The sequence below is a fragment of the Bacteroides zhangwenhongii genome (assembly GCF_009193325.2).
GTDB lineage: Bacteria > Bacteroidota > Bacteroidia > Bacteroidales > Bacteroidaceae > Bacteroides > Bacteroides zhangwenhongii.
Window position 1 is genome coordinate 3,256,459 of sequence record NZ_CP059856.1, and the last position, 23,575, is coordinate 3,280,033.

Annotated in this window: 32 protein-coding genes and 1 pseudogene; 11 read left to right on the plus strand and 22 right to left on the minus strand. The window is 46.8% G+C overall.

Features of this window, described 5'->3' with window-relative positions:
• Positions 1 to 492 precede the first annotated feature (492 nt).
• Positions 493 to 876 (plus strand): gp53-like domain-containing protein, encoded by a 384-nt coding sequence (locus GD630_RS13035; RefSeq protein ID WP_182505613.1) that lies wholly within the window; start codon positions 493 to 495, stop codon positions 874 to 876.
• Positions 877 to 893: 17 nt separating this feature from the next.
• A complete protein-coding gene (locus GD630_RS13040; RefSeq protein ID WP_143869126.1) occupies positions 894 to 1,424 on the plus strand; it encodes a DUF4376 domain-containing protein in 531 nt (176 codons plus the stop codon).
• On the opposite strand, the gene GD630_RS13045 is transcribed toward GD630_RS13040, so the two are convergent.
• From GD630_RS13045 to GD630_RS13140, 20 genes and pseudogenes are all read right to left on the minus strand, one after another.
• Positions 1,394 to 1,933: a DUF4376 domain-containing protein gene (locus GD630_RS13045; protein ID WP_143869124.1), complete on the minus strand. Its 540-nt coding sequence runs from the start codon at positions 1,931 to 1,933 to the stop codon at positions 1,394 to 1,396. The two genes, GD630_RS13040 and GD630_RS13045, sit on opposite strands and share 31 nt — an antisense overlap.
• Positions 1,934 to 1,947: 14 nt before the next feature.
• Positions 1,948 to 2,880: a gp53-like domain-containing protein gene (locus tag GD630_RS13050; protein WP_182505785.1), complete on the minus strand. Its 933-nt coding sequence runs from the start codon at positions 2,878 to 2,880 to the stop codon at positions 1,948 to 1,950.
• Positions 2,877 to 3,356, minus strand: coding sequence for a hypothetical protein (locus tag GD630_RS13055; RefSeq protein WP_143869130.1), 480 nt, complete (start codon positions 3,354 to 3,356; stop codon positions 2,877 to 2,879). The genes GD630_RS13050 and GD630_RS13055 overlap by 4 nt, the downstream gene beginning before the upstream one ends.
• Positions 3,353 to 4,162: a hypothetical protein gene (locus GD630_RS13060; protein ID WP_143869131.1), complete on the minus strand. Its 810-nt coding sequence runs from the start codon at positions 4,160 to 4,162 to the stop codon at positions 3,353 to 3,355. The genes GD630_RS13055 and GD630_RS13060 overlap by 4 nt, the downstream gene beginning before the upstream one ends.
• A 4-nt stretch (positions 4,163 to 4,166) precedes the next feature.
• Complete coding sequence (locus GD630_RS13065; protein ID WP_143869133.1) at positions 4,167 to 4,451, minus strand: hypothetical protein; 285 nt, start codon at positions 4,449 to 4,451, stop codon at positions 4,167 to 4,169.
• Entirely contained in the window at positions 4,432 to 4,716 is a 285-nt protein-coding gene (locus tag GD630_RS13070) for a hypothetical protein (RefSeq protein WP_143869135.1), read from the minus strand. The genes GD630_RS13065 and GD630_RS13070 overlap by 20 nt, the downstream gene beginning before the upstream one ends.
• Entirely contained in the window at positions 4,713 to 4,943 is a 231-nt protein-coding gene (locus GD630_RS13075) for a hypothetical protein (protein WP_238482910.1), read from the minus strand. Before GD630_RS13075 ends, GD630_RS13070 begins: the two co-directional genes overlap by 4 nt.
• A gap of 20 nt (positions 4,944 to 4,963) precedes the next feature.
• The gene (locus GD630_RS13080; RefSeq protein WP_143869137.1) at positions 4,964 to 5,563 is read right to left on the minus strand and encodes a hypothetical protein; all 600 of its coding nucleotides are present in this window, start codon (positions 5,561 to 5,563) and stop codon (positions 4,964 to 4,966) included.
• A 3-nt stretch (positions 5,564 to 5,566) separates the two neighbouring features.
• Positions 5,567 to 6,529, minus strand: coding sequence for a hypothetical protein (locus GD630_RS13085; protein WP_143869139.1), 963 nt, complete (start codon positions 6,527 to 6,529; stop codon positions 5,567 to 5,569).
• Between the two features lie 4 nt (positions 6,530 to 6,533).
• Positions 6,534 to 7,139, minus strand: coding sequence for a DUF6046 domain-containing protein (locus GD630_RS13090; protein ID WP_238482911.1), 606 nt, complete (start codon positions 7,137 to 7,139; stop codon positions 6,534 to 6,536).
• Positions 7,136 to 9,643, minus strand: a complete 2,508-nt coding sequence (locus GD630_RS13095) for a phage tail tape measure protein (RefSeq protein WP_143869141.1) — start codon at positions 9,641 to 9,643, stop codon at positions 7,136 to 7,138. Before GD630_RS13095 ends, GD630_RS13090 begins: the two co-directional genes overlap by 4 nt.
• A 436-nt stretch (positions 9,644 to 10,079) precedes the next feature.
• Positions 10,080 to 10,385 (minus strand): hypothetical protein, encoded by a 306-nt coding sequence (locus GD630_RS13100; RefSeq protein ID WP_143869144.1) that lies wholly within the window; start codon positions 10,383 to 10,385, stop codon positions 10,080 to 10,082.
• 21 nt (positions 10,386 to 10,406) lie between these two features.
• The gene (locus GD630_RS13105) at positions 10,407 to 10,847 is read right to left on the minus strand and encodes a hypothetical protein (protein WP_143869146.1); all 441 of its coding nucleotides are present in this window, start codon (positions 10,845 to 10,847) and stop codon (positions 10,407 to 10,409) included.
• A gap of 2 nt (positions 10,848 to 10,849) precedes the next feature.
• Positions 10,850 to 12,037, minus strand: a complete 1,188-nt coding sequence (locus tag GD630_RS13110; protein ID WP_143869148.1) for a DUF2586 family protein — start codon at positions 12,035 to 12,037, stop codon at positions 10,850 to 10,852.
• 10 nt (positions 12,038 to 12,047) lie between these two features.
• Positions 12,048 to 12,251 carry a hypothetical protein gene (locus GD630_RS13115; protein WP_143869150.1) on the minus strand — a complete coding sequence of 68 codons (204 nt, stop codon included), beginning with the start codon at positions 12,249 to 12,251 and terminating at the stop codon, positions 12,048 to 12,050.
• An 18-nt stretch (positions 12,252 to 12,269) separates the two neighbouring features.
• Positions 12,270 to 12,683, minus strand: a complete 414-nt coding sequence (locus GD630_RS13120) for a hypothetical protein (RefSeq protein ID WP_182505614.1) — start codon at positions 12,681 to 12,683, stop codon at positions 12,270 to 12,272.
• Complete coding sequence (locus GD630_RS13125) at positions 12,637 to 12,999, minus strand: hypothetical protein (RefSeq protein ID WP_238482912.1); 363 nt, start codon at positions 12,997 to 12,999, stop codon at positions 12,637 to 12,639. The genes GD630_RS13120 and GD630_RS13125 overlap by 47 nt, the downstream gene beginning before the upstream one ends.
• A gap of 12 nt (positions 13,000 to 13,011) precedes the next feature.
• Positions 13,012 to 13,476, minus strand: coding sequence for an N-acetylmuramoyl-L-alanine amidase (locus tag GD630_RS13130; protein ID WP_143869154.1), 465 nt, complete (start codon positions 13,474 to 13,476; stop codon positions 13,012 to 13,014).
• A 38-nt stretch (positions 13,477 to 13,514) separates the two neighbouring features.
• Positions 13,515 to 14,483, minus strand: a pseudogene (locus tag GD630_RS13135) (hypothetical protein); the annotation flags it as partial.
• A 40-nt stretch (positions 14,484 to 14,523) separates the two neighbouring features.
• The gene (locus tag GD630_RS13140) at positions 14,524 to 15,540 is read right to left on the minus strand and encodes a head maturation protease, ClpP-related (protein ID WP_143869158.1); all 1,017 of its coding nucleotides are present in this window, start codon (positions 15,538 to 15,540) and stop codon (positions 14,524 to 14,526) included.
• A gap of 172 nt (positions 15,541 to 15,712) precedes the next feature.
• On the opposite strand from GD630_RS13140, the gene GD630_RS13145 reads away from it, so the two are divergent.
• The 5 genes from GD630_RS13145 (at position 15,713) to GD630_RS13165 (ending at position 20,906) form a co-directional block, all read left to right on the plus strand.
• A complete protein-coding gene (locus GD630_RS13145; protein WP_143869160.1) occupies positions 15,713 to 16,159 on the plus strand; it encodes a helix-turn-helix domain-containing protein in 447 nt (148 codons plus the stop codon).
• A complete protein-coding gene (locus GD630_RS13150; protein ID WP_143869162.1) occupies positions 16,156 to 17,685 on the plus strand; it encodes a hypothetical protein in 1,530 nt (509 codons plus the stop codon). Before GD630_RS13145 ends, GD630_RS13150 begins: the two co-directional genes overlap by 4 nt.
• Positions 17,686 to 17,702: 17 nt before the next feature.
• A complete protein-coding gene (locus GD630_RS13155; RefSeq protein WP_143869164.1) occupies positions 17,703 to 18,119 on the plus strand; it encodes a phage protein Gp36 family protein in 417 nt (138 codons plus the stop codon).
• Between the two features lies 1 nt (position 18,120).
• Positions 18,121 to 19,431, plus strand: a complete 1,311-nt coding sequence (locus GD630_RS13160; RefSeq protein ID WP_143869166.1) for a phage portal protein family protein — start codon at positions 18,121 to 18,123, stop codon at positions 19,429 to 19,431.
• A gap of 68 nt (positions 19,432 to 19,499) precedes the next feature.
• A complete protein-coding gene (locus tag GD630_RS13165) occupies positions 19,500 to 20,906 on the plus strand; it encodes a toxin glutamine deamidase domain-containing protein (protein ID WP_143869228.1) in 1,407 nt (468 codons plus the stop codon).
• On the opposite strand, the gene GD630_RS13170 is transcribed toward GD630_RS13165, so the two are convergent.
• Entirely contained in the window at positions 20,898 to 21,146 is a 249-nt protein-coding gene (locus GD630_RS13170; protein ID WP_143869168.1) for a hypothetical protein, read from the minus strand. The two genes, GD630_RS13165 and GD630_RS13170, sit on opposite strands and share 9 nt — an antisense overlap.
• Positions 21,147 to 21,195: 49 nt before the next feature.
• Between GD630_RS13170 and GD630_RS13175 the strand changes: the two genes are divergently transcribed.
• Both GD630_RS13175 and GD630_RS13180 read left to right on the plus strand, forming a co-directional pair.
• Positions 21,196 to 21,822, plus strand: a complete 627-nt coding sequence (locus GD630_RS13175; protein ID WP_143869170.1) for a phage virion morphogenesis protein — start codon at positions 21,196 to 21,198, stop codon at positions 21,820 to 21,822.
• Positions 21,823 to 21,827: 5 nt separating this feature from the next.
• Entirely contained in the window at positions 21,828 to 22,253 is a 426-nt protein-coding gene (locus GD630_RS13180) for a hypothetical protein (protein WP_143869172.1), read from the plus strand.
• Between the two features lie 7 nt (positions 22,254 to 22,260).
• Here GD630_RS13180 and GD630_RS13185 read toward each other — a convergent pair whose 3' ends face one another.
• On the minus strand, positions 22,261 to 22,533 hold the full coding sequence (locus tag GD630_RS13185; RefSeq protein WP_143869174.1) for a transposase: 273 nt from the start codon (positions 22,531 to 22,533) through the stop codon (positions 22,261 to 22,263).
• A gap of 191 nt (positions 22,534 to 22,724) precedes the next feature.
• On the opposite strand from GD630_RS13185, the gene GD630_RS13190 reads away from it, so the two are divergent.
• Positions 22,725 to 23,213, plus strand: coding sequence for an HU family DNA-binding protein (locus GD630_RS13190; protein ID WP_143869177.1), 489 nt, complete (start codon positions 22,725 to 22,727; stop codon positions 23,211 to 23,213).
• 119 nt (positions 23,214 to 23,332) lie between these two features.
• Positions 23,333 to 23,542: a DUF4248 domain-containing protein gene (locus GD630_RS13195; protein WP_143869179.1), complete on the plus strand. Its 210-nt coding sequence runs from the start codon at positions 23,333 to 23,335 to the stop codon at positions 23,540 to 23,542.
• Positions 23,543 to 23,575 lie beyond the last annotated feature (33 nt).

The following is a 23,575-nucleotide window of genomic DNA, read 5'->3' on the forward strand; positions in this document are numbered from 1 at the left end:
TTTTTTGTTTTTATTTTCTGAACCCTTACTCTTTAGCAGAATGTCAATCATTAGGCTCTGTCTCTCTAGCAAAGCGGGTGCAAAAGTAGACACTTTATACATAACATCCAAATATATTCCACTATTTTTTTGAAGTTTTTTGAAAGAAAAACGCTAACTCGCTGAATCACAACGATGTTGTAGAACATATTTTTTCAACAGCAGGAGAAAAGGACAAAGGAAGCGAGGGAAAGGATACATTATTATATTCATGCGTGCGTATGTGTGCGCGCAAAGAGAAAAGAGAGAAAGAGAAGTAAGAAGAAAGAGAGCACCAACGAATAAACATCGGACACTCTCTTTCTGAGGAGGGCTAAAGGCAGGAGACCTTCAGACTTTCAACGTACAATCGCCAAAACAAAATGTGATAATGTAAAAAACGAAATGTAATAACTAAAGCTATATTAACACAAAACAAAATGTGACTTTTACTATAAAATAATACGTTATAAAATGGCATTTGAATACCTATATAAAGAGTATTTAAATGCCATCTTACTAAGTACTCTCGGAACTAAGTCTATTTTGGTAGAAAGTCAAAGTTTAGGACAAAACGGGTATCTGAAATGTAGTAATGGATTGCTAATCCAATGGGGAAAACATTCCGGTTCTACTTCTCCAAGTGTAACGATTTACTTAACAGAATCCTTTTTAGATGCAGATTATATCATTCAGGGAAGTATCATTAAGGATGCTTCTGATAATAATGTATATTCAGCTTTGCCGATTGCCAATCCTACAAAGAATTCGTTTAAGTTGGATAGGAATTTCTCTTCTACTGACATTGGAGTTTCGAGTGCTAAGTTTAATTGGATAGCTATTGGACGTTGGAAATGAAACTAAAACAAATTGTTATGAAGTATTGGAAACAAGGATTCTATGCCGCCTACCAAAAAGGTGCAATAGAGATTACGGAAAAGTATTGGAAAGAATTATTAGACGGTCAATCTGCCGGACTCATAATCGTAGAGAACGAGAAAGGATATCCCATATTGAAGGGATATGAACCGACCTTATTAGAGTTGAAAGCCCGAAAAATAGCGGAATTACAGGCGTATGACGCATCCGAATCGGTGAATAGCTTTAGTATTGGTAATGTATCCGGCTGGCTTAATAAGAGTACCCGTGTAGGTCTCATGAATTCAATTAGTATTGAAAGGGAATCCGGACGATCTGAAACGACTATCTGGCTAGGTAATACAAAGTTGGTCTTATCAATCGAGAAAGCTATTGATATGCTACAACAGATAGAGTTATATGCCCTTGCGTGCTACAATACAACACAAGGGCATATTAATGCCATTAATCAGCTGGAAACGAAAGAAGAAATCGAAGCCTACAACTTTAAAACCGGCTATCCCGGAAAGCTAAGCTTCTTTGGATAACCAACAGTATAATCGTAGCTTTCAATCTCTTCGATTGTATCCAATACCTTGACTGCTGCAATGTGTGATTGTGTCACATTGTAGCACTCAAGTGCATACATTTCCAGAGCATTTAACATAGCCAAAGCGTCTGATATTGGAATGATATATTTTACTGCATCATACCAAAGTACAGTCTCCGCTTTACCCGCCTCTTTTTCGATATTGATTGAGTTAAATAATCCAACACGTGTAGACTTATCCAACCACATACTTTTAGCCCGTAATTCAAAAGAATTGACCTCTTTAGATTTATCAAACGATTGAATCTCAGATACTTTTATTTTTTGCATATCTTCAAGGGAGTACTCGTTTTCTACCAATACAGGATACCCTTCATCATTGGTAACAATGAGTTTACCGGATGATTGACCATCGAGTAATTTCTTCCAATATTCAACGCTTATTTCTACCGCACCGTCTACCGGTGTGTCATAGAATCCATTTTTCCAATACATTTTTTGCTTCATAACTATCTACTTTATTATTTCCATCTACCTATTGCTATCCAATAAAAGGAATTATCATGTGTTGACGAGGAATCTCCCATTGTTCCTTTCACTTTAATATACGTACTAGCACGCTCTGTTATTATGATAGATAATGACGTTATAGTACCTATACCGCCATTAACTCCCATAGTTATACTATAATTGTCATTGTAGAATGATATAGGAAAATTGATGCGTGTACTTACACCTGAAGAATTGGAATATCCCCACTGCATCAATAATCCATCAGGAAATTTATAATATCCATTTAAGCCTAGTGACTTTGTGATAACATTCGATAAATCGGCTTTAGCATACGTAGTCCCGAGAGTACTTAGTACATTCCGCTCTTTTGCCGTCATAAACAGTTTGTCAGTCCCCTCCAATATCATGGAAGCCGGATGCGAACTCGGATGCGTATAATTATTGGCCCCTGTCGCGATACCTTCTAATTTTCGGCGTTCAGTATCGGTGAAAAAACGATGAACAGAATCACATTGTATCACATCCACAAAACGAATATTACTGCTTTCTGATAACTCAAGAAACTCGCCTTCCGGTTCTACTGTTGAAATTTCCGCACGATAATTATAGGCAACCGGTTTCACATGACCATCCAGATAAGAGCGTTCTATGACAGAATAGCCCAAAGAGAAATATACAGGAAGAGAAACTTCCGCAATACCTGCGAAAGGGACCACCTTAAAAGTCCTGCTTCCATTGATATCAACTCCAACCAATGATAGCAATCCCGGCGCAATGGTATACGTGTTATTGCCATTATCCGTAGTCTGGCATCCCTGAATTATACAAGGCTCATATTGAGAGAAGAATAAATCTATGGCTTTCAAAGGTTCCGATTGCAGTTCCACCAAATCCTCACCTGCCCATTGACGGACACCGGGTATTTGTACATGTCTTTTCATTGTTGTATGATTTTGTATGTTACTAATGCTAATTTATATTTCTCTATATCGGCCTCCACCTGTAATTTATCTACCCCTGACGGAATATAAACTACAAAGTCCGTATCCGCAAACTTATCGCGCAACTCATCTTTCAGCGGAACGTCTTTTAACGTTCCCTCTTCTGAGAGCCCGAACCACACCATCATTGTCCCCCCCTCGATTTCCAGCCCGACATTCAACAATCCGGCATCGAAAGTCGCAATCTTTATCCCGAGAGGTTCGTTATACTTTTTGCGAAGATACCCTTCAAGCACTTTCACCTGTGAGTTCACATTGAACATCATGCGTGAGTCATTCCGATAGGCATTGAAACTGTCAAACAGGCTCTGCAAAGGAGCAATAAGCCCCCGTAGAAAAGCCATCCGATTGGGCTGCCGTTTATGTGGCGGAAGCAATTGCCGAGTCAGGTTCTTATAATTCATTTTCGGATTCATACACCTATTTCCTTTATCGATTTTAAAGTCAGCACACACTCTTTGTCATATTCAAAATACCCGGCTTCCAGCTCCGAATAGATGCCGACCGGGATGTATTCCCCAGCAGTAGCGCCTTTACGATCCAACGCCTTCAATTCACAGGTAACAACACCGGACGCCCCCATTACCGCATCTATAAAACGTTGTTTATAAATCATGGAATCAAAACCCAATGAGACTTTGAACAGTTCCAACGCTTCCGTGATATTGGCACGAACAATCGCCGCAGGTACCGATGATTCAAAATAGACCTCCAGGTGGTAGCGCAAATGATCTTCACTGGTCGATATGACATTCACTCCCATTCCGGCAAATTTGATTGAATCAATGTATGCCGTAAAATTATACAGTTGTTCCTGATTCAGCGGAATAATCTTATTATCCTCATTCCGGGTCGCCACCTTAACAGTCAGCTTATTATCATTTTCCCGTATAGCCACAGCTTTGATGATTTGCGCATCCGTATCATTTTGTTCATAGTAAAGCATGGCGGTATTCTCATCAAAAAGCAGTTCATGTCCTTCCTGATAACGATAACACATTTCGGCATACCACCGTACCGTTCCCGGAGTGATCTTATTGGTCAATGAATCCGTTTCGGACTTGAATACGTCCAAAGCAATCTCAAACGTATGAATAGCGGCAGCTACAACATACGTCCACAGTTTCCATTCCGCGACTTTAGAGGTTGACAAGGTCAAACCCGACTTTGCCTGCAGGCTGGTTATCATCTCATTTTGTATCTCATTAATCGTCCGTGCCATAATCCTATAAGTCAAAAGTTGTCACTTCCTTGTCTATCTCCCGTATGATATTCTTCTTCAGCGACCGGCTGTCAGTATCAATCAAGACAACACTTCCCCGTTTTAAAGGCAGGTCGAAATAGAAGTCCTTATCCTTTGCCGCATCGATCCCCAGACTGATTTTCGCCTGTTCCTCATTTTCCAGACCGGGATTGTCCGCTATTATTTCCGGCAACGCCTCACAAGTGCCGTATTCCGTCACGGCAATGTCATAGATTGTCTGATTACGTTCAACCGTTACTTTCTTCATACTGTGCTATTGTATTATCCATACTCACTTTGGTCACTTTCATGCCATCACGGGTGAACTCCTTGCGGATGGCACGATATAAATTTTCCGGCTCGGTGTCATTGACATAACCCAGCACGTCCACACCCAGTTCCGGAGTTCCCTTGTAATGCCCTTTGGCGGCTACCAATATGTCTTTCTGATGCTGCCCCGTACTCTCCGAATAGGTCAGATCACCCTTAGAGAAATCAATATCTCCGCTTTCCGTATGGCTTATGTCCATCATGATATCGTACAGTTAAATGTTCCTGTGACCGGACCGCCTCCTGTTGGAGCGGTCAGCCCGGCAGAATATGTAATCTTCGCACTCTTAACAGCCTCCATGACAGTATCGGCGATTTTATCCGCCAGTTTATCCAAAGCGGCTTCCCGTCCCTCTTCCTGGTCCATCACTTCGGTAAACGCCGATTTAATGCCTGATTTAATAGTAGATTTTACCAATACCATAATCATTCCTCCATACTTTTGTTAGTTCAACCTTCCAGATAATTACTCAAATCCTGTTGTATCTTCGTAAAGTCAGCCATATTGATAGGCGGCCCGCTAGGTCCCGTCCCGGTCGTAACCGTCAATTTCTGAATGGCGGTCAGCAGGTCATCCAATGTTTTTTTCAGTCCGGAACTTCCCTTCGTCAGCGTAAGTCCTCCGGAACCCGCTTTGATTGTCGCCTGATCCGCGTTGACAACCATACTATCCGTATCGATAAGGACAGACACTTTATCCCCTTTGAGAACCTCAATCTTCTCCTGATCAAAAGTCAGTGAAATATCCCCACTGGTCAAAAAAAACTTATCCACTTCCGTGTACTGGCAGACAAACAGCTCATTGCTTCCTCCAATCCGGCATACCAGGACAGTACTTCCAACGGCGGGAATGAACGCGAATCCCTTCAATTCCGGTTTGACAAGCCCACGCAAGCGGACGTCGTAATAATCGACCAGACCATCACACTTTACAGTGCAAGTGAACTCCTTTTCATCCACGGCAATGACTACCCCGTGAAAGACCTGCCCGCTGTCCCCTCCGCCTTTGGAAAAGACTTTCCGCCTGAGGTCATCTATATCCTTATTCATAATTCATACTTTGATACCTATTTCTATGCCGCGCCGTGCGCCATTCATCCCAAAAGACACGTCGACGCTTTCAATATAATAGTTTCCGCTCCGTTCCCGGTATACCTCATCCTCCAACTGTGCCACCATTCCGGGTAGCGCATACGGAAAAAGGAAAGTCTCGATCTTTCCCCTATATCCGTCAAAGGAGTACCGTTTGAGTTCCTCCTGCGCCAACACTTTCAGTTCCTTCGCGTCCTTCACGTCGTAGTAATACAACGTTTTGCTCTCGCCCCCTTCTTCACCAAGCTCGCCTTCTATCTTCGTGCCGTCCTTATAATAGCAAACGGCTTTTACCTTCAACTTCGTATCCGATGCCAACTGGAATTTCAAATCATCATCCTTGATGACATTATAACGGAGCCGGTATTTTACCGTTTCTCCCTGTACGTCATGCGCCTTGCCTACATACAGGTTTCCGTTTATATCAAAAAAGACCGTCAGTCCGTATTCTTTCTTCAAATAGCCCAGCACCCAGTTGCCCGGCTTGGCCTTTATCACGAGATTCCTCAATGTCAGGTCTGTGCAAGAGGCTATTTTAACTCCCGGTAAAACAGTGGACAAACACTGTTTGAGCGTTGTTTCCTTCCCGCTGAATACACAGTTGACAAAACGGGTTTTGTAGTATTCATCCTCACACTCTATTTCAAGGGGAATTTTATAATTAAGGCGTTTCACATATCCGACGAACTCCGTATTCAACTGATTGTCATATCCCAGACGTATTTCCACCGGATCACCCACTTTCACGGCTTCAGCCGTCTCGATATACGTCGGAGGTTCACCGGCGTGTTTCAGGACAGCGGTCACGGGAACTTTGATTACGGCGGTAGCCCCAAGATTATAGATACTCCTCTTTATCTGTACATCATGTACAGTCCTGAAAGTAACACTACCTATCCTTATTTCCGAACAGAGTACAAACATAAGCCTATTCTATTATCAGTTCAAAACTGCGGTCCGTTATCAGCTCCATCTTAAAAACCGTAAAATTCTCCGTTCCTTTCATGTCGGACAGGTCAATACTCTTGATCACGACCCGGTCATCCTGGTCCAGGAACAAATCGGTCAACGCGCACTTCAAGGTTATGGATTCATTAATATTATAGATTTCGTTCAACTCCGTGAGCGCGGCTTCCGGGAAGTCTTCCGCCTGTGCGATTGCCTGGATACTGATCTCATAATCATCAATATTGATAAGTTCCTTGACGCTTCCCTTCCTTCCCACCATCGGAGTCTCCACAATGGTTTTCTTTCCCGTAAAAGAGATTACGGCATTTGGTATCTCGTACGACTTATCCTTATAAAGGAAGAAAACCGGCATAAAATAATACCTTCCCTGCGCATCCACCTTACGAAGCATGGTGCCCACATCGGTATACAACTTCTCTTCCTGGTATTCCCCGTCAAACTTATAGCCGTCCGGTTTACCGGAGCGGTTTACCTCCGGAAGCCAGACACCCGGATAAGGAAGTCCTTTATATCCGAGTATGGAAACTAATGTATCTTTTATATTGAATCCCGCCATAACTATCATACTTCATAGATTTCACCCAGCACTTTGATAATCTCCCGACGAATCGTTTCCTGTCCCTTGCCGTCCGTATTCTGAATATTGATGACTATCCGGTCACACATACGGTCAATACGTACAATCCGGCTCTCCCCCTTCGCGGATGAAGAAGCGGAGAGGGAATTCCGCTCCATCATCCCCGCCTTCTGTTCCGCCTCCATGCCCGTAGACGGAACCGAGGCCGCTATAGCCAAAGGAACGGTAACAGCCGCGGCCAATTTTCTCGCGCCGGAAAAGGTGACCCGTGTCGGCGTAAGCCTCCGGATGGCAGCCGTATAATCCGAAGATGATTTCAAGTCTCGAACAGTAGAGTCATCATTCAGGTTTAAAATTTTGGAAGATCCTGTTCCACCCTTGCTTTTTTTATTTCCACCCAGCAGCTTATCTATCTCTTCATAACTTTTTCCGGAACCGGATGCGGCAGCCGGTACTTCGGGTACCCGGAAGTTTGCCGGATCAAACCGGTTCTTTTCAGCCTGTGAGTCCGCCCAGCTCTCCGCTCCCCGTTGCTGTCCCTTTTCCCAGGCTTGAGAAAACGTGCCGTCTTGAAAAGCGGAGGTTGTTTTTTGAGCGGCGGTAAAACCGACTCCAAAGGGGGTGGCTTTCATCGAACCGAAGGCAATATCCTTAAACCCCTCCTTAGCGGCAGTCGCGGCCTCTTTGAAGTTACCCTTTACCAGATGGAGCAAAGCCGATCCGACAGCGCCAAGACCTTTTATAATCTGTTTGAAGGGTTCGACAACAGAATCCAGCAGAATCCCCCCGAAAGTTTTAATCGTTTCCCACATACTGAATATGAACTTTCGGAAACCTTCAAACTTGTTCCAGCATAACGTGACAGCTCCCACCAATACACCAATAATGGTACAAATCCACCCGATCGGGCTGGCTTTAAAAGCGGCATTGAGTGCCCATTGCGAAGCTGTAAGCGCCCAGGTAACCCCGGTTTGTATGCCATCCCAGATAATCTTGGCCTTTGTCACCATCAGAGCCGCTTTTGTACGTACATAATTGACCATCAGAATGGCGGAAAGCGCCGTGATAGCGGCAGTCAGCCCCCAGATGAGCGGATTTCCCGTCTGGAGCTGCACAGTCCACCAGGAGAACAGGCCGTTTACCGAATCCAGAATGAAACTTACCCCGTCCAACACTAACGAAAGGACATCCAGCCCCGCATTGATTACCGGAAGAATAACCGTACCCACCATTACACCCATATTCTTAAAATCATTCCATAACTGGGTAGCTTTCTGGACAGAGTTCCGCGAGAAATCCAAAGCCTTGTCCGTCTCCCCCGTTGAATTCGCGGTAGCGTCCATCGCTTCCTGAAGCTTACCCAGATCGGAAGTCATCAAAGCGAAAGCGTTCTTCGCCTCCTTGTCCACCAAACCGAATTTTTCCAGAACAGAAGATTTCTGCTCATCGGTCATGCCGTCAAGCACTCCCTTCAGGTCGGTGAATATATCCACCATGCCACGCATCTTGCCTTGCTCATCAAAGACTTTGATGCCCGCCTTTTCCATCTTGCCGCGGATATCAGCCTTTCCCAATACGGAGAAGGCGTTTTCCATCAGCACGGCGGCATGTTCCGCACTCTGCCCTTTTCCGGTCATGTAGGCGAATGTCCCGGCCACCTCCTTGAAATTGATACCCATGTTACTCGCACCGGCAATCAATCCCGGCATATACCTGGCGAAGTCGGCAAACTCACCGGCTCCCACACGCTTGGCGGCAAAGAACATATCCAGTACTTCTTTGGCGTCCGTATTTTCCTTGCCAATCACGGAAAGTGATTGCGCCAACGCTTCGGACACGGTGTCAAGGTCGGTAAATCCCGCCTTGCTGCCTTTCAATGAAGCATCCAGAATCTGCATGGACAAGTCGGCGTCACCTACCTGTGAAATAATTTTCTCCAGTCCTGCCGGAGCGACCTCGATTTCCGTATGGTTATCCTTTGCCAGCTTTTTCAACCGGTTGCTCAGGTCGGAAAGTCCCTTTTCATCCAGTTGGGCGGTAATATTCACTTTCGCCATGCCCTCGTCGAAGTTCATGGCCGACTTCCCGGCAAAACCGATGGCGGCACCACCCGCAACCAGAGGATTGGAGATGAGATTACTGCCCGGCATGGCCGCGAAAGCCTCCTTGCCCCACTTCTTGAACCTGCCACCGTTCAGAGATTCCAATTTGGTAATCTCTTTGTTCAGCTTCTTCATCTCCCGGTTGTATGCCCGGATACCTTCGATATTCTCTGCCGGTATCCACTCCCGCTCGGCTTGCAACAGCGCGATTCTTTCACGCAACGAACCCAATGTACGCCCGGTTTCATTGAAAGTCTTATTCACGGACATGGTTTTCTTTTCCAGATCGGCAAATTTTCCCAGCATTCTGTCGGAAGTTACGGTAATATTGCCTATCTTAGCAGACATCTTATCCTGAAGACTAAATATATATTCAATCGTATTGGCCATGATTACATCGATTCTTACTTTTTACGCTATTGCAGGTTGCCTGTATTGGTTGATGAAGTTCATTAAGACAACTCCCGCGATACTTGGATTTATCTTTCAGGGATTTTTCCTGATAGCGTTACTGCCTTTCTTTCCTATTCTAAATACTTACGGTCAGTTTAAGAGGGGAAACAGAAGAACGGGATGGATTTTGGCGGTACTTTCAATATTTGTATATACTGTTTTCATAGGACTTTGGATCCTGGATCCACCCGTGTAGACTGCCGTCATAGCCTTCCTTCCCGCAACACCGCCATCGTCCATTCCGCCATCCTCGCCTGATGCGTCCACTCTTCATCGGACAATTCTTCCGGATTGAGATGTAGCACGGCCCGGATAAGGGCATCAGGCTTGAACAGCCACATCAGCCCCTTTTCATCCGCAAACCGTGTGCCCGCTAAAGCTTTTTTATCTCCGCCTCCTTGACCTCTATGATTTCAGCCAATTGCGCGGATACGCCCAGAAACAGTGCGTCATCCTTCTTGATTTCCTCGTCACCTTCTATCCAGCAGTTAGCCAGCAGGATTTCGTTATACCTCATCGGATCAGCCTTGCCGATTACGGCGGCAGCCCCCAACGCCTTACGTGTCGGTTTCTTCAAATAGGCTGTACGTCCGTCCACCGAAACCTCATATACGTCACCGTACTGCTCTTTCCATTTCGCAATTTTCTGTTCGATTGTCATTTCTTCTTTTGTTTCCATTGTTGTTTCTGAATGAATAGTTTACAATATATTCGACACCACATCCAACGCGATGAACGGCAACGCGATTTCCATCTGCAAGTCACCTTCCTTCATTCCACGCGGAATTTCCGTGATGGACACGTTCACCACCTTGTCGGTAGTGATTACCCCGTTTTCAGGCAGATAGGACACGATTACGTCAAAGTCTATGTCCGTAATGTCCTCGTATCCCTTTTCCTGCGCCGCACGGTCAAGGGCAATGAGCTCACTCTGCAGCAGGGTGATGGTACCCTCATATTCCTTCTTGCCTTTCTGGATACCGCGGGCCTTCTTGCCTGTCGCGTACAACGCCTCTTTCTGCCGTTTCACCTTGTATTCCATACCGCGAAGCCCTACGACCTCACGACCGAGCAATACAACATTGATATCAACCCACGCGTACTCGTTCGAGTTGAACACCGATCCTAGAACTGTTCCCATAATTATTGATTAGCCGGATTAGTAAGTGATAAATTAACCGTTATTTTTCTCAATGTCCCCATCGGAACAACCTCGCAACTGACTGTCAGGTTACCGGAGCCCAGGATATTTTGAGCCGGATCGATATACGCCGTGAACGAACTGATTTCTCCCGACATGTTCATACCTACCGCACGCTCAATACTCGCTTCATAGCTCTTGCAGATATGGGACGGAATCGTCCCCTTGTCCGGATCCATGACGATATTGTCCAGAATCTCATCAATATAGGTCTTGTAGGCAATTACCATCGCCTTGTCGACAACCCGCCCGGAAGACAGGTAACAATAATCGTCCGTAGTGGGAGCCGCCACCGGATCACCGTTCAAATAATACCCGTTCTTGCTTACAAACGTGCGGTAGAAGATATAACCGGCATCATTCAGCAGGTTCCATTCGCTGAAGTGTTCTTCCGGAGTCTTTCCATCTGTCAGATACCCCTCCGTGGCGATAGCCCCGTCCCGGACACGTCCGATGTTCTGGTGTACGGAAATCCTCGCGGCACGTCCGAGCACCTGACCGACAGCGGCGCTGTACAGCTTGCTGGCGCCGAACTTCCCGTCAGAAGCCAGCACGACGCCCACACGGTTGTAACTGCCCTCACGGGGCTGATAAAGAGCGTCGGTCGAACCGTCCCACCCGATAGCGGGAAGAAGAATACGGAAAGGGGCGATAGCGGCAAGAAAGCCCTCCGCTACAACGTTCGCCGCGGCAATGGCGGTAATGACATCCTTGTCCAGCCCTTTTTCTTTGGTCGGGGTATATTCGGCGGGGGTATTGCGGTTGATCCCCACCAGGCGGATACGCCCGGCCGCCGAATTCACCAGCTTCTTCAGAGGAGAAGCCGCATCGTTCGCGCAGATTTGCGTCAGCGTGGTAGACTCGCTTACTACCAGCAGATGGAGTTCGGCACCTTCTCCGGCGGCGGCATAGTAGGCCATCAGTTCCTTATACAGGAACGGGTTGTTTTTTTCGTCAATGCCCAGCTTCACCAGGTCAAGCGTGGAGCCCAGCACATACGCCCTGTTCAACTCCAGTTTCCCCGCGACGGCCGTACCTGTCAGAATCAATCCGGAAATCCCGTCATCCGACAAGGTAACGGCGCCCATATTGCCGTTGCCAAGCACGATATTTACATTCGGTAAACTCATAGTCTTTTTATTAGTAAGTTTTTAATTCGCCTTTCCCGATCGATCGCTGATGGGATACGGCCTGTTCATAGTCTCTTTCAAAAAATACCAGGTTGTCACCTGTCACATGGAAGTGTTTTATGCCGGGGTAGCATTCCCGGTATTGCTTCAGAAAGCCGGGATCCGGCAGGATCGCTTCCTCAACCGCCGGTTGTTCCTCTTGTTTTTCTTTCATTTGAGTGGAGATTAATTGTTATTTGAGCCGTTTTAAAACCAGCCGGGCAATTGCGAATGTTCCTATTCCGGCAGCGAGCAGTTTCCCCAGCCTTATCCACAACTCCTGCCACCACGTAAGCCCGTTGGTTAGTGGACCGGGAACATCGACCGGCACATAAACCAACGAATCTTTGCCGGGAATATAGAGGGTATCATGCAGAAAAACGACATGAAAGTCCAATATCCCGCCATCCATCCTCAAGGTACTGCTTATTCCTTTCCCTTTCCGCTCCTCAAAGGCGCGCATGATTACCCGGTTGTTGCTGTCGCAAGCCAAGTAGGCACGCAGCCATGCGGAATCAGGCGGAACAGCCACCGGCACCAGTTTGGGTATCTCTACCGGTTTAGGAAGGAGAAGCCCGGTCCCGTTCTTCGGAGCCCTGCAGCTCACGCCGCACAGGACAATCAGCAGAATGGGGACAAACGCTGACTTTCTCGACAGCCTTGCGCAAACGCGCCATTTCTCTTCGGATCGCATTGATTTCTTTTTTAAGGGGTTCCACCACTTCCTCCATCAGGATGGACATTGCCTTTTTCACGTTTTCAAGCTCGTTACTCCGGGTGTTTGTCCTGGCGGATTCCACTTCGGTGCGGAGCTTTTCAACTTCGGCGTCATACTTTTTTCGTAGAAGTCTAGCCGTAAGCCATCCGCTCACGGGAGCGGAGACCAAAGCTATAATAGCTAATACGATTTCTGTTGTTACCATCCTTTAGGATTCTTATTGATTAATACCTACCCGTTTCAACCATTCCCGCACATCGAACGACGGACAGGCTTTGGCGGCCAGTTCATTATGTCCGATGATCCTCACTCCCGGAAAACGGGTGTGAAAGTCCTTCACATACGCCTCCATCGCTTTCAATTGCGCAAAAGTACGGGTGTCCTTGGCGGTCCTTCCGTCGGATGCCACCCCTCCGGCATATACGATGTGGCGGCTGACCGAATTGTATCCGGACGCCCCGTTGGTGATCTCCCACGGATCGACATTCCCGTCCTCATTGTTATCCACCAGCCGTTCTACCGTTCCGTCCAGATGGAAAAGGTCCGTATATCCCACCTGCTTCCAACCGCGCCCACCCTTGGAGGTCGGGTTCGTGTGCCACGCCCTGATATCGGCGGCTGTGACCTCACGACCTTCGGGCGTGGCGGTGCAGTGGATGACCAGTTGTTTCAGTTTTGCCATATTGGTTGTCGTTAATTGCCGTCCGTTTCGTCAATGTGCTCCACACTAGCTTGTTGAACCGCTGGTTTGAAAGCACCGTCCGCTCTCCAGTCCAACGCTATGAATTCCTCACCGAAACCGATATTCGTATCGGCTTTCATCAACATCTTGATGAAATACAGTTCGCTCGCATTCGCCCACTTGTCAATCTGTATCACATTTTCGTCATCCTGAAGATTGACAGCCGCGAACAGATTACCATCAGTACCCGAAGAACAAAGAGTAGCGACTATCAGACCTTGCGGCCATTGTGCTAAATCTTCGATAGGAATACCTTTGTAGCGGTGTGCGTTGACCTCTGTAGCATCTTTGCCTTTATTCGGAAGATTGGTCAATTCATCATCGTATTCGTCAAAGTCTTCCACACTCATCAGGATACGCAGGTTCGTATTGTTACGCAAAGTGCTCGGAATAGCGGTACGTAATTCTTTCAGACGTTGCAACATGGTAGTTCCCTTGGTTGCCACCTTTACCACATCACCATCTTTCGCGGCCTGCGTCAGGATACCGTCCATCAGCATTTCGTCATCATTACCCTCTTCATAGGTTCCACAGATATACTGATACCCTAACTCCTGTTCTACCTGTTTCAGAATCTCGCCCAGCAAAATCTGTTGCACGTTCGGTGGAAGTTGGGTGAATACAAGGTCACCTTTAGGCTGGTACTGCTTCCAGATATATTCAAATGCACGTGGATTGAACGTGGCGAACGCCATCATATCCTTTGGAGCCAGCTTTTTCTCACTATATTCAATATCTCCCTTACTGTCCGACTTCTGGGGGTCTTCCTTTCGTTTCTGGAGCATCTTCTTACCTCTGAAACGGGGAATTGACATCGCCTTGCTGACACCCGGAATGACCATAATCAAACCACGGCCTACCAGTTCATTTTTGGTAGCGGCAAGCGTCAACGCCGTTTCAAGCACTTCACCACTATAATTGGTGGTGTTTAATCCTGTAATTGCCATAATTAATTGTATTAGTAATTAGTTTGTAATCAGATTCTCATTAGCGTTTTGCGCAGTCCCGTATTTCCTGCATACGATTGCTCCATGGGCCGTCCCCCACCTTGTCAGGTTCTTCAAGCACATCGGTTACCAGGCGTTTGGGTTTCAAGTCTTTCAGAACAGCCATTCCATTGATACGGTCCGCTTTCAGGATAGCCGCATATTTGGGGCGTTGCGCCTCAGTAATCCGTTCATCTTTTACGGCAGCATCCAGAAGAGCCTTGTCTTCCGCCTCAATGGCCGTACGTTCTTTCTCCTCAAATGCGGTCACCTTGCCCTGGAGTTCCGGAACCTTGGCCGCTTCCTGTTCCAGATGCGCAACATTACGGAGCACATCTTCTTCCGTCACGCAGTCTTTGAACAACGGACGTTTTTTAAATTCTTCCAAATTCATCTTATTGCTGTATTGTGACTGGTTCTCCAGCCGGTTATTGAATATTTTATATATCTGCTCCGGAGTACTGTCTTCCGGTACCGGATCGGCGTCATATATCTCATCCACCAGCCCGAGTTCCACCGCTTGTCGCGCGGTGAACCAATGATCCTTTCCGTCAAACCATTCCGAACGGATCTCATCTTTCGTTTTTTTGCATCTGGAGGCATAGATTTCGCAAAGAGTATCCTCGAGACTTTTCAGCATCCCGGCAGTTTTCTCCATCTCGTCCGCATTTCCGTAAGCGCCCCCCGAAGGGCTATGCACCATCAGGCGTGCATAACGACTCATTTTCACGGGTTTCCCGCAAGCGGCAACCACACTTCCCATAGAAGCGGCCACACCGTCAATATAAATGGTGATATCCGCCGCACTCTGACGGAAAGCGTTGAAGATGGCCATACCGGTAAATATCTCACCGCCTATGCTGTTGATACGTACGTCTATCCGCTTGGATACGGATTCAGCTTCAATCAGCTCACGGGCGATATCTCCGCTGCGTACACGGTCATATTCACCTATTTCTCCATAAAGCAGGATGCAGGCGGCATCCTTTCCGGGTATTACATTAAAAAATCGTCTCATCAGGTTCCGTTCTTTTTCTGGCAAAGGTAAATGAAGAAACGGGGTGTGTCAATATGGCAAAAACATGATACAACTTTATAAATCAATGAAATGAGTTTATAATATCCTCGTATTTTACCCCCCTTGCAAAGAGGTGTTTATCTGACGAACTTTGCAATAAAAAGGAAGATTTATGGCTACAGAACTAACCATTGCGCAGAAGAAGGAATATGCCGGAGTCCTTTATCTGAAAGACAACCTGACACAGCAGGAGATTGCGGAAAAAGTAGGCGTCAGCCGCCAGACACTGTCCAAATGGATTAAAGCGGAAAAGTGGGAAGAACGGAAGGTGGGCGTCACCTTGACACGTGAAGAACAAATATCAAACCTTCACCGCCAGGTAGCGGAAATCAATAAGGTCATCATGGAGCGGGAACCTGGCAAACGCTTTGCCACCACCGCCGAAGCCGACACGCTAGGCAAACTGGCGGCCGCCATCAAGAAAATGGAAACAGACGTAGGTATCGGCGATACTATCAGCGTGGGAATGCGTTTTATCAACTGGCTGCGCCCGGTTGATATAAACAAGGCCAAAGAGTTTACAACATTGTGGGACCTGTTTATAAAAGATTCCCTATGAAACAGATAGACAGAGACCTGCTACAAAAATGGGAAGACTTCAAGGAGGACATTTATAAGGATGTCCCCGTAGAGGAGAACCTGAACCGGGCGGAGATGGAGAAGCACCGCACCTGGCTGGAGGCGCATCCGATAGAATGGATAAAATTCTTCTTTCCCACATACGCAAAATCCGAGTTTGCCGACTTTCAGAAAAAAGCGATTAAGAGATGCCTGGCGAATGACGAATGGTACGAAGTGCTCTCATGGGCGCGAAGCCTTTCGAAGAGTACCGTCACCATGTTTATCGTAATGTTCCTTGTTCTGACGGGACGCAGGAAAAACGTTATCATGGCCAGCGCTACGGAGGAAGCCGCCATACGTCTGCTCAAACCTTACAAAATGATTTTCGAGAAGAACGGACGCCTGAAGGCTTATTACGGGAATCAGGTGAATCCGGGCAATTGGAAGGAGTCGAATTTCATTCTGAAGAATGGGGCTTCATTCATCGGGGTGGGTGCCGGAAACGCCCCGCGCGGTAGTCGTAACGAAGCCGTACGTCCGGACTGCCTGCTGGTGGATGACTTCGATACGGACGAAGCGTGCCGGAATCCGGATACGGTAGACAAGAACTGGCGCTGGTGGGAAGACGCGCTCTACTTCACACGCGACCCCGCCGTTCCCACCACCATCATATTTTGCGGAAACATCATTGCCAAGGACTGCTGCATCACCCGTGCCGGAAAACTTGCGGACTATTGGGATATCGTGAACATCCGTGATAAGAACGGGAAAAGCACATGGCCGCAAAAGAATACGGAGGAAATGATAGACCAGGTTATTTCCAAAGTCAGCACCGTTGCCGTGCAGAAGGAATATTTCAACAACCCTATTTCCGAAGGGGAAGTGTTCAGGGAAATCACCTACGGTAAAATCCCCTCTTTGAGGAAATTCAAATTTTTGGTAGTCTACGGTGACCCTGCGCCGGGCGAGAACAAGACAAAAAACAGTTCAACCAAAGCGTGCTGGCTATGCGGCAAACTAGAGGGGAAGCTCTACGTAATCAAGGGATTCCTTGAGCGGGGACTGAACGCGGAGTTTATTGACTGGTACATATCACTCAATGAATACGTGGACGGGCGGACCACTCTCTATAACTTCATGGAGAACAACAAGCTGCAGGACCCTTTTTTCCAGCAGGTCTTCAAACCGCTCGTGCGAAAGGCGAAAAAGGAAAAGCACGTAGAACTGAATATCAATCCGGACACGGAGAAGAAAACGGATAAGGCAACCCGTATCGAGGCGAACCTCGAACCGCTGAACCGGGAAGGTAATCTCATTTTCAACGAGGACGAGCAGCAGAACCCGCATATGCAGCGTTTGACCGACCAGTTCAAACTCTTCACTCTCCGCCTGAAGTTCCCTGCCGACGGTCCGGACTGCATAGAAGGGGCAAACCGGATTATAGACCGCAAAATGCGTGTTCTGAGACCCGGACATTCCACACCACGCTCAACCAGGCGAAGCAGTAATAAATACAGATTATAAGCAAATTTATAGAGATTATGAGCAAATTTATAGAACTATCCGACTATGACGCCAGTATTCATCGTGACATACTGGACGCGCTGACCCGTAACGACAACGCCATCGTTGAAATCTGTGAGGACCGTGCCATTGCCGAAATGCGCGGCTATCTTTCCGGACACTACGACTGTGACAAGCTGTTCGCCGCAACCGGTGGCGAACGGAACCAACTGGTATTGATGATGGCATTGGATATTGCCATCTACCATATATTCTCCATCCACAATCCACAGAAGCTGACACAATTGCGCAAAGACAGGTATGAGCGGGCGGTGGAATGGCTGAAAGCCGTCAAAAAAGGTATGTCCGTTGACGGAGTGCCGGAATTGGAAAAAGTGGAACGCAAATCATCTTATGAGTTACGCAGCAATCAAAAACGCATAAACCACTATTGATATGAAAAGAAATACCATAACTGCCGGAGGAAATATTCCCCTGCCGGGACAACAGCGTCCCTCAACCATCATCCTGACTCAGACAAGACGTTTCGGCATTGATATAGGAAGTTACATAAACGCGCTGACGGCGGCTGAAAGCATTGATTTTCCACAACGGGCCAAGTTATATGACCTGTATGAGGATATTCTGATGGACCCGCATCTTTCCAGTGTCATCAACAAGCGGAAAAGCGCCATACTCTGTTCCGTCATCGAGTTCCGGAGGAACGGGAAACCGGACGAAAAAATAAACGAGCAGTTGCGTTCGCCATGGTTCCTGCATTTCCTGGAAGACGCGTTCGACGCGATACCGCAAGGCAACACGCTTGTGCAATTCTACCGGGACAAAAGGACCGGATGGCTGAACTATATCTTTATTCCGCGCAAACATTATGATCCGGTACGCAAACTTATCCTTAAACGACAGCATGATACAACCGGCATTCCATGGGATGAATTTGATGACCTGCTGTTTATCGGTGAACCCCGTTCACTGGGTGAACTGGCTAAAGCCGCTCCATGGGTCATTTACAAACGTAACAGTACAGCCGATTGGGCTCAATTCGCTGAAATATTCGGAATGCCGATGCGCAAATACACGTATGATCCCGAAGACGAATCCGCTTTGGAGCAGTTGAAAGAAAACGATGCTACACAGGGTTCCGCATCGTCATGGTTCTTGCCCGACGGCTGCAATATGGAGCTGGTGGAAAGCGGTAACAAAACAGGCAGCTCCGACCTGTATAAAACTCTGGTGGACACTTGCAACAGTGAAATAAGCAAACTGTTTTTGGGAAATACACTGACCACCGAGGCCGGGACAAAAGGTTCCCAGGCACTTGGAACGGTACATGGCAAAGTAGAGGAACGTATTTCACAAAGTGACCGGAAGTTTATCCTGAATCTGCTCAATTACGAAATGACGGATATATTCCTGCATTTGGGTATTGACACATCCGGCGGTGAATTCTGTTATTCGGAGCCTAAAATGATTGACCCGACCACCAAGATGAATCTTTTCACCCAGGTCAACGCCCTCGGACTGGAAATCAGCAAGAAGCAGATGTACGACGAGCTGGGATTGGAATGTCCGGAGAATGAGAAAGACGCCATAAAGCACCTGCAGACATCTCCCTTTTACCCACAAATGGATGAACCTTCCGGCGAGCAATCACCCGCTAAAAAGAAAGGCGGATTTAAAAACTGGTGGAACGGTTTTTTCGTAAAAGCCCCGGAGGAAAAGAACCACGGGGCTCCTTTAGAGTGGTGATAAACAAGCTTTACCGGGACGCGGCGGGGCATGAGGCGTCATCCGGTTTCTCATTTGATGACGAAGTAATGAAACTGGCGCTGAAGAACATCTACAGCAAAAGCTTCCATCCAATGACGGACATTGAGGAAAATCTATTCAATGAAACATGGAAAGCGCTCAACGAAGCCACTGACAGAGGATTCGGAGTACGTAAACCTGCCGACCCGGACTATGACTTCTACCAGGAGTTGAGACATAACAACGCGGTATTTTCCGCCTTCAAAGTGCATCGTGCACAGAATGACATGGCGGCGCAACTGCTGGATTCCAAAGGCAAGCTAAAGTCGTTTGAACAGTGGTCGGAAGAAGTTCAACCAATCGCCACGCACCAGATGGAACATTGGTTGAGAACCGAATATGACACCGCTGTCATCCGCGCCCATCAGGCAGCGGACTGGAGACGGTTCGAACGGGAAAAGGATATTCTTCCGAATCTGAAATGGCTGCCGTCCACCAGCATTCATCCGGGGGCGGACCACAAAACATTTTGGGAAACGATATTGCCCGTTGACCATCCGTTTTGGAAATCACACCGTCCGGGTGACAGATGGAACTGCAAATGTGTATTGACGTCTACGGATGAATCTTGTACACCGACGGATGGTATTCCCGAAGGTGCCGATGATGAGAAACCAGCTGACGGGCTGAAAGGAAATCCGGGACAGACTGGAGAGCTTTTTGACAAGTCGCATCCGTATATCAGACATGCGTATGATGGAGCGAAAGAAGCGGTAGAAAAATTATTGAATGAATCAATCGGAAGTAATGTACCGTCAGGACTGGATGTTCATGAACAACAGAAGTGGATAGAAAATGTACATAGGACGGAAGAGAAGTTAAAACTCGAACAAGGCCAGCCGATGACATTTGAAGAAGCAAACGGAATGAAAGGCAATCCACATTATAAAGAAGATGAAGGATACCGGGAGAATTGCCAGTCATGTGTTGTTGCTAACGAATTACGCAGGCGTGGGTATAATGTTGAAGCCCAAATAAGAATAAAAGCTGATTCGGGAAATATACCACAACAGTTGTCTTCAAAGACGGAGTGGGCATGGATTGACCCTAAAACCGGTGAAAGACCTAAAAAACTTACAGCCGGCGGTCAATACTGGGATTCCACCCTGCATAGAGAAAAAGTAAAAAGCATTACCGAAATGAAAAAAGAATTCGACGAATTGACTAAAGAAACGGGACGATATCACCTTTCATTCAACTGGAAAGGAAGAAGCATAGAAGGGCACATCATTACAGCCGAACGGTTTGAGAATGGTGGTTTGAGAATATATGATCCACAAACTGGAGAAATCCTAGATTGGAAAATTCTAAAGACGAAGATTCGCACTGAATATGGCATCCGTCTCTATAGGGTGGATAATATGCTTATAAATGAGGATATCATTAATGGAATCGTCAGGGAATCGTCACAATGATGAAAGGATTTCATTTGTCTCTTTGAGCGTACTCCAACGTGCGGCAGAAGTCTCGGAAACCAGAATATACATGGGGTAACCGCCACACATATTCGAAGTGGAAATTTGAAGGACGGCAATATATACGGAATATCCATTCCAATCTGTTTCATACAGTGCTTGCTCATACTGTTTGCTCTTTGCATAATCATTGGCAGCCTGTTGCATTCTAGCAATTCTTCCGGCTTTGTTTGCTTCCATAATCATTAAATGTTTGAATACAAAAATACAATTATAACTTCAATAAACCATGAATATTCAAGAATTTAGCAGGAGACTTCAACAAAAAGCTGCCGAACTGAATGATTTTCGCCACCGGAAGCTCCCCGTCCTGGTAGGTTGTACGGCAAAAGACCATTTTCAAGAAAATTTCCGTCAGGGTGGTTTTGTCGACGGCGGTCTCCATCCCTGGCAGGAAGCCTGGAGGCGGAAGAAAGGCGGAAAAAGAGCTTCTGCCAAATACGGTACGTTACTTTCCGGACGCAACCATCTGTTTAGCTCCATAAGGTACATTCCGGGAGACTCCCGCGTCACCGTGACAAACGACGTGGAATACGCGGCTTTGCACAACAATGGAGGACAAATAACCACGCATCCGCAAGTGACCCCGAAAATGAGGAGGTTCGCATGGGCGCAATACTACCGGGCTGCCGGAATCAGCAAAAGGATGAAAGCCGGCGGAAAGAAACGCAAAGCCATGGAAGAGAATCTTCCGGAAGAAGCATTGAAGTGGAAAAGGCTTGCACTGACAACAAAAGAAAAACTCGATGTAAAAGCTACCATTCCCCAACGCCAGTTTATCGGTGAAAGCCGTGAACTGAATCAGAAAATAGAAAAATTAATAGAAACCAATATTACTAACATTCTAAATAAATAAGAATCATGGAACAGCTATTTTACAGCATCCAGCAGTACATTGCCGCTCATATGCCCGCATTGTCCACTATAGACGAAGACTATGGCCAACTCCAAACGGATGAAGATACCTATCCGGTTATTTTCCCCTGTGTACTGATCAATGCCGAACAGACCGACTGGGAAAGTTTATCGGGCGGAATGCAGCGTGGCAAATGTACGGTCGTTATCAGCTTGGGAATCGACTGTTACGATGACACCCAATATGGTAGCGGAACGGAGGAGAAAGCCGTTGGGCGTCAACACATGGCTTCGGAACTCAACAAGTTGTTACATTGTAAAAGACTTGAAGGGGCGGCCGGACCTCTTATCCGGAAAAGAAGCAGGAACTACAGCCTTCCGGGTGGAATCAAAGTGTATGAGATGAGATATGAAGTGTCGGTGGCGGAATAGTCATACCTTATTCATCGGTATTGAACAATGCCAGTTGACGGGCTGTAAGTCTTGGCGTCCGTACTTTGGGAACCGGTTTTATCACAACATCTCCCAAACGGTCACAATTTTTACGGATAATAGCCATGATACGGGCCTCACTGATGAAAAACTCGTCTTTAGAAAGCAAAGTCAGGGCACGATCGAAACGGAGGTTCTGTACCTCTGTCAGTTCGTAATAACGCCGGAGCAATTTTTCATCCCTGCGTGACAATAATTCCTTGTTTCTTCCGCGTGACATAATAATGGGTATTTGAATAACACAAAAATACACGGTTTTCCCCATTAATGCACTATAAATACGTGGGAAACGACAGGATATTGCTTGATTGAGCCACTTTTGCACCGTCTTTTCGCGAAAGGCAGAGTTAACAAAGAATTGGCGCCGCGGCCGATTCTTCAGTATTCATTCTTAATTCTTCATTAAAAAAGATGAGTGTAAAGTATTCGCTTGCTCTGATGAGCACAAAGCCGGGAGATGACACGGCTAAGAAAATGTATTATGCCAAGGCGCAGGCCGACGGGGAAGTGACCATGGACGAGATGGCGGAAGAAATATCCTATGCCACCTCCCTGACCGACGGTGATGTGTTGAACGTACTCCGTGCCTTGATCCGCCAGATGAAGGTGCAGCTGGCAGCCGGTAAAATCGTGAAGATGGAAAACTTTGGAACCTTCCAGATTCAGGTGTGCAGCACAGGCACGGAGACCAAGAAGGAGTTCACAGCCAATAATATCACGGCTGCGCATATCCAGTTCCGGCCGGGCAAGATGGTGAAAGTAGCCACACGCAGTGAAGCGCTGAGCTTCATGAAAGTGACCGGTAAAAAAGAAGTGGTAGCGGATGACCCTACCGAACCGTCTGAACCGGTCAATCCGGATGATGGCGGAAACGGAGAGGCTCCGGATCCGGCTGAGTAAAAACCACTACGTAGTAGCCATGCGGTTACTACGTAGTAATACAACGACTACCTGTTAGTAGCCCAACGTTTACTAACAGGTAGTTTTTTTATAAATCTCAAACAACGATTGAATAGAAAATGAATGCCATTTATATGAGCGACCTGGCTCAACAATATTTCCCCAATTCCACTCCACGGAGCGCAACGTCACAGTTGCACCGATGGATAGTACTGAATCCCGAACTTACCGCAAAACTGGAGGAATTGCACTTCGTATCCAGGCAAAGGGCATTGACACCGTTGCAGCATGAGGCAATAGTGATGTTTTTGGGAGAACCGGGGGATTGATGATTCTTCATATATGTAAAAAATGAGTCGCTG

Bases quoted from the DNA above. Each gene is read 5' to 3' on its own strand.
- GD630_RS13095 (WP_143869141.1), bottom strand. From the start codon at position 9,643: ATGGCCAATACGATTGAATATATATTTAGTCTTCAGGATAAGATGTCT.
- GD630_RS13085 (WP_143869139.1), bottom strand. From the start codon at position 6,529: ATGTTTGTACTCTGTTCGGAAATAAGGATAGGTAGTGTTACTTTCAGG.
- GD630_RS13090 (WP_238482911.1), bottom strand. From the start codon at position 7,139: ATGATAGTTATGGCGGGATTCAATATAAAAGATACATTAGTTTCCATA.
- GD630_RS13130 (WP_143869154.1), bottom strand. From the start codon at position 13,476: ATGGCAAAACTGAAACAACTGGTCATCCACTGCACCGCCACGCCCGAA.
- GD630_RS13070 (WP_143869135.1), bottom strand. From the start codon at position 4,716: ATGATGGACATAAGCCATACGGAAAGCGGAGATATTGATTTCTCTAAG.
- GD630_RS13145 (WP_143869160.1), top strand. From the start codon at position 15,713: ATGGCTACAGAACTAACCATTGCGCAGAAGAAGGAATATGCCGGAGTC.
- GD630_RS13045 (WP_143869124.1), bottom strand. From the start codon at position 1,933: ATGAAGCAAAAAATGTATTGGAAAAATGGATTCTATGACACACCGGTA.
- GD630_RS13110 (WP_143869148.1), bottom strand. From the start codon at position 12,037: ATGAGTTTACCGAATGTAAATATCGTGCTTGGCAACGGCAATATGGGC.
- GD630_RS13100 (WP_143869144.1), bottom strand. From the start codon at position 10,385: ATGGAAACAAAAGAAGAAATGACAATCGAACAGAAAATTGCGAAATGG.
- GD630_RS13035 (WP_182505613.1), top strand. From the start codon at position 493: ATGGCATTTGAATACCTATATAAAGAGTATTTAAATGCCATCTTACTA.
- GD630_RS13155 (WP_143869164.1), top strand. From the start codon at position 17,703: ATGAGCAAATTTATAGAACTATCCGACTATGACGCCAGTATTCATCGT.
- GD630_RS13060 (WP_143869131.1), bottom strand. From the start codon at position 4,162: ATGGCACGGACGATTAATGAGATACAAAATGAGATGATAACCAGCCTG.
- GD630_RS13150 (WP_143869162.1), top strand. From the start codon at position 16,156: ATGAAACAGATAGACAGAGACCTGCTACAAAAATGGGAAGACTTCAAG.
- GD630_RS13170 (WP_143869168.1), bottom strand. From the start codon at position 21,146: ATGGAAGCAAACAAAGCCGGAAGAATTGCTAGAATGCAACAGGCTGCC.
- GD630_RS13125 (WP_238482912.1), bottom strand. From the start codon at position 12,999: ATGGTAACAACAGAAATCGTATTAGCTATTATAGCTTTGGTCTCCGCT.
- GD630_RS13185 (WP_143869174.1), bottom strand. From the start codon at position 22,533: ATGTCACGCGGAAGAAACAAGGAATTATTGTCACGCAGGGATGAAAAA.
- GD630_RS13195 (WP_143869179.1), top strand. From the start codon at position 23,333: ATGAATGCCATTTATATGAGCGACCTGGCTCAACAATATTTCCCCAAT.
- GD630_RS13180 (WP_143869172.1), top strand. From the start codon at position 21,828: ATGGAACAGCTATTTTACAGCATCCAGCAGTACATTGCCGCTCATATG.
- GD630_RS13050 (WP_182505785.1), bottom strand. From the start codon at position 2,880: ATGAAAAGACATGTACAAATACCCGGTGTCCGTCAATGGGCAGGTGAG.
- GD630_RS13115 (WP_143869150.1), bottom strand. From the start codon at position 12,251: ATGAAAGAAAAACAAGAGGAACAACCGGCGGTTGAGGAAGCGATCCTG.
- GD630_RS13080 (WP_143869137.1), bottom strand. From the start codon at position 5,563: ATGAATAAGGATATAGATGACCTCAGGCGGAAAGTCTTTTCCAAAGGC.
- GD630_RS13190 (WP_143869177.1), top strand. From the start codon at position 22,725: ATGAGTGTAAAGTATTCGCTTGCTCTGATGAGCACAAAGCCGGGAGAT.
- GD630_RS13165 (WP_143869228.1), top strand. From the start codon at position 19,500: ATGAAACTGGCGCTGAAGAACATCTACAGCAAAAGCTTCCATCCAATG.
- GD630_RS13175 (WP_143869170.1), top strand. From the start codon at position 21,196: ATGAATATTCAAGAATTTAGCAGGAGACTTCAACAAAAAGCTGCCGAA.
- GD630_RS13075 (WP_238482910.1), bottom strand. From the start codon at position 4,943: ATGATTATGGTATTGGTAAAATCTACTATTAAATCAGGCATTAAATCG.
- GD630_RS13040 (WP_143869126.1), top strand. From the start codon at position 894: ATGAAGTATTGGAAACAAGGATTCTATGCCGCCTACCAAAAAGGTGCA.
- GD630_RS13105 (WP_143869146.1), bottom strand. From the start codon at position 10,847: ATGGGAACAGTTCTAGGATCGGTGTTCAACTCGAACGAGTACGCGTGG.
- GD630_RS13065 (WP_143869133.1), bottom strand. From the start codon at position 4,451: ATGAAGAAAGTAACGGTTGAACGTAATCAGACAATCTATGACATTGCC.
- GD630_RS13160 (WP_143869166.1), top strand. From the start codon at position 18,121: ATGAAAAGAAATACCATAACTGCCGGAGGAAATATTCCCCTGCCGGGA.
- GD630_RS13055 (WP_143869130.1), bottom strand. From the start codon at position 3,356: ATGAATCCGAAAATGAATTATAAGAACCTGACTCGGCAATTGCTTCCG.
- GD630_RS13140 (WP_143869158.1), bottom strand. From the start codon at position 15,540: ATGAGACGATTTTTTAATGTAATACCCGGAAAGGATGCCGCCTGCATC.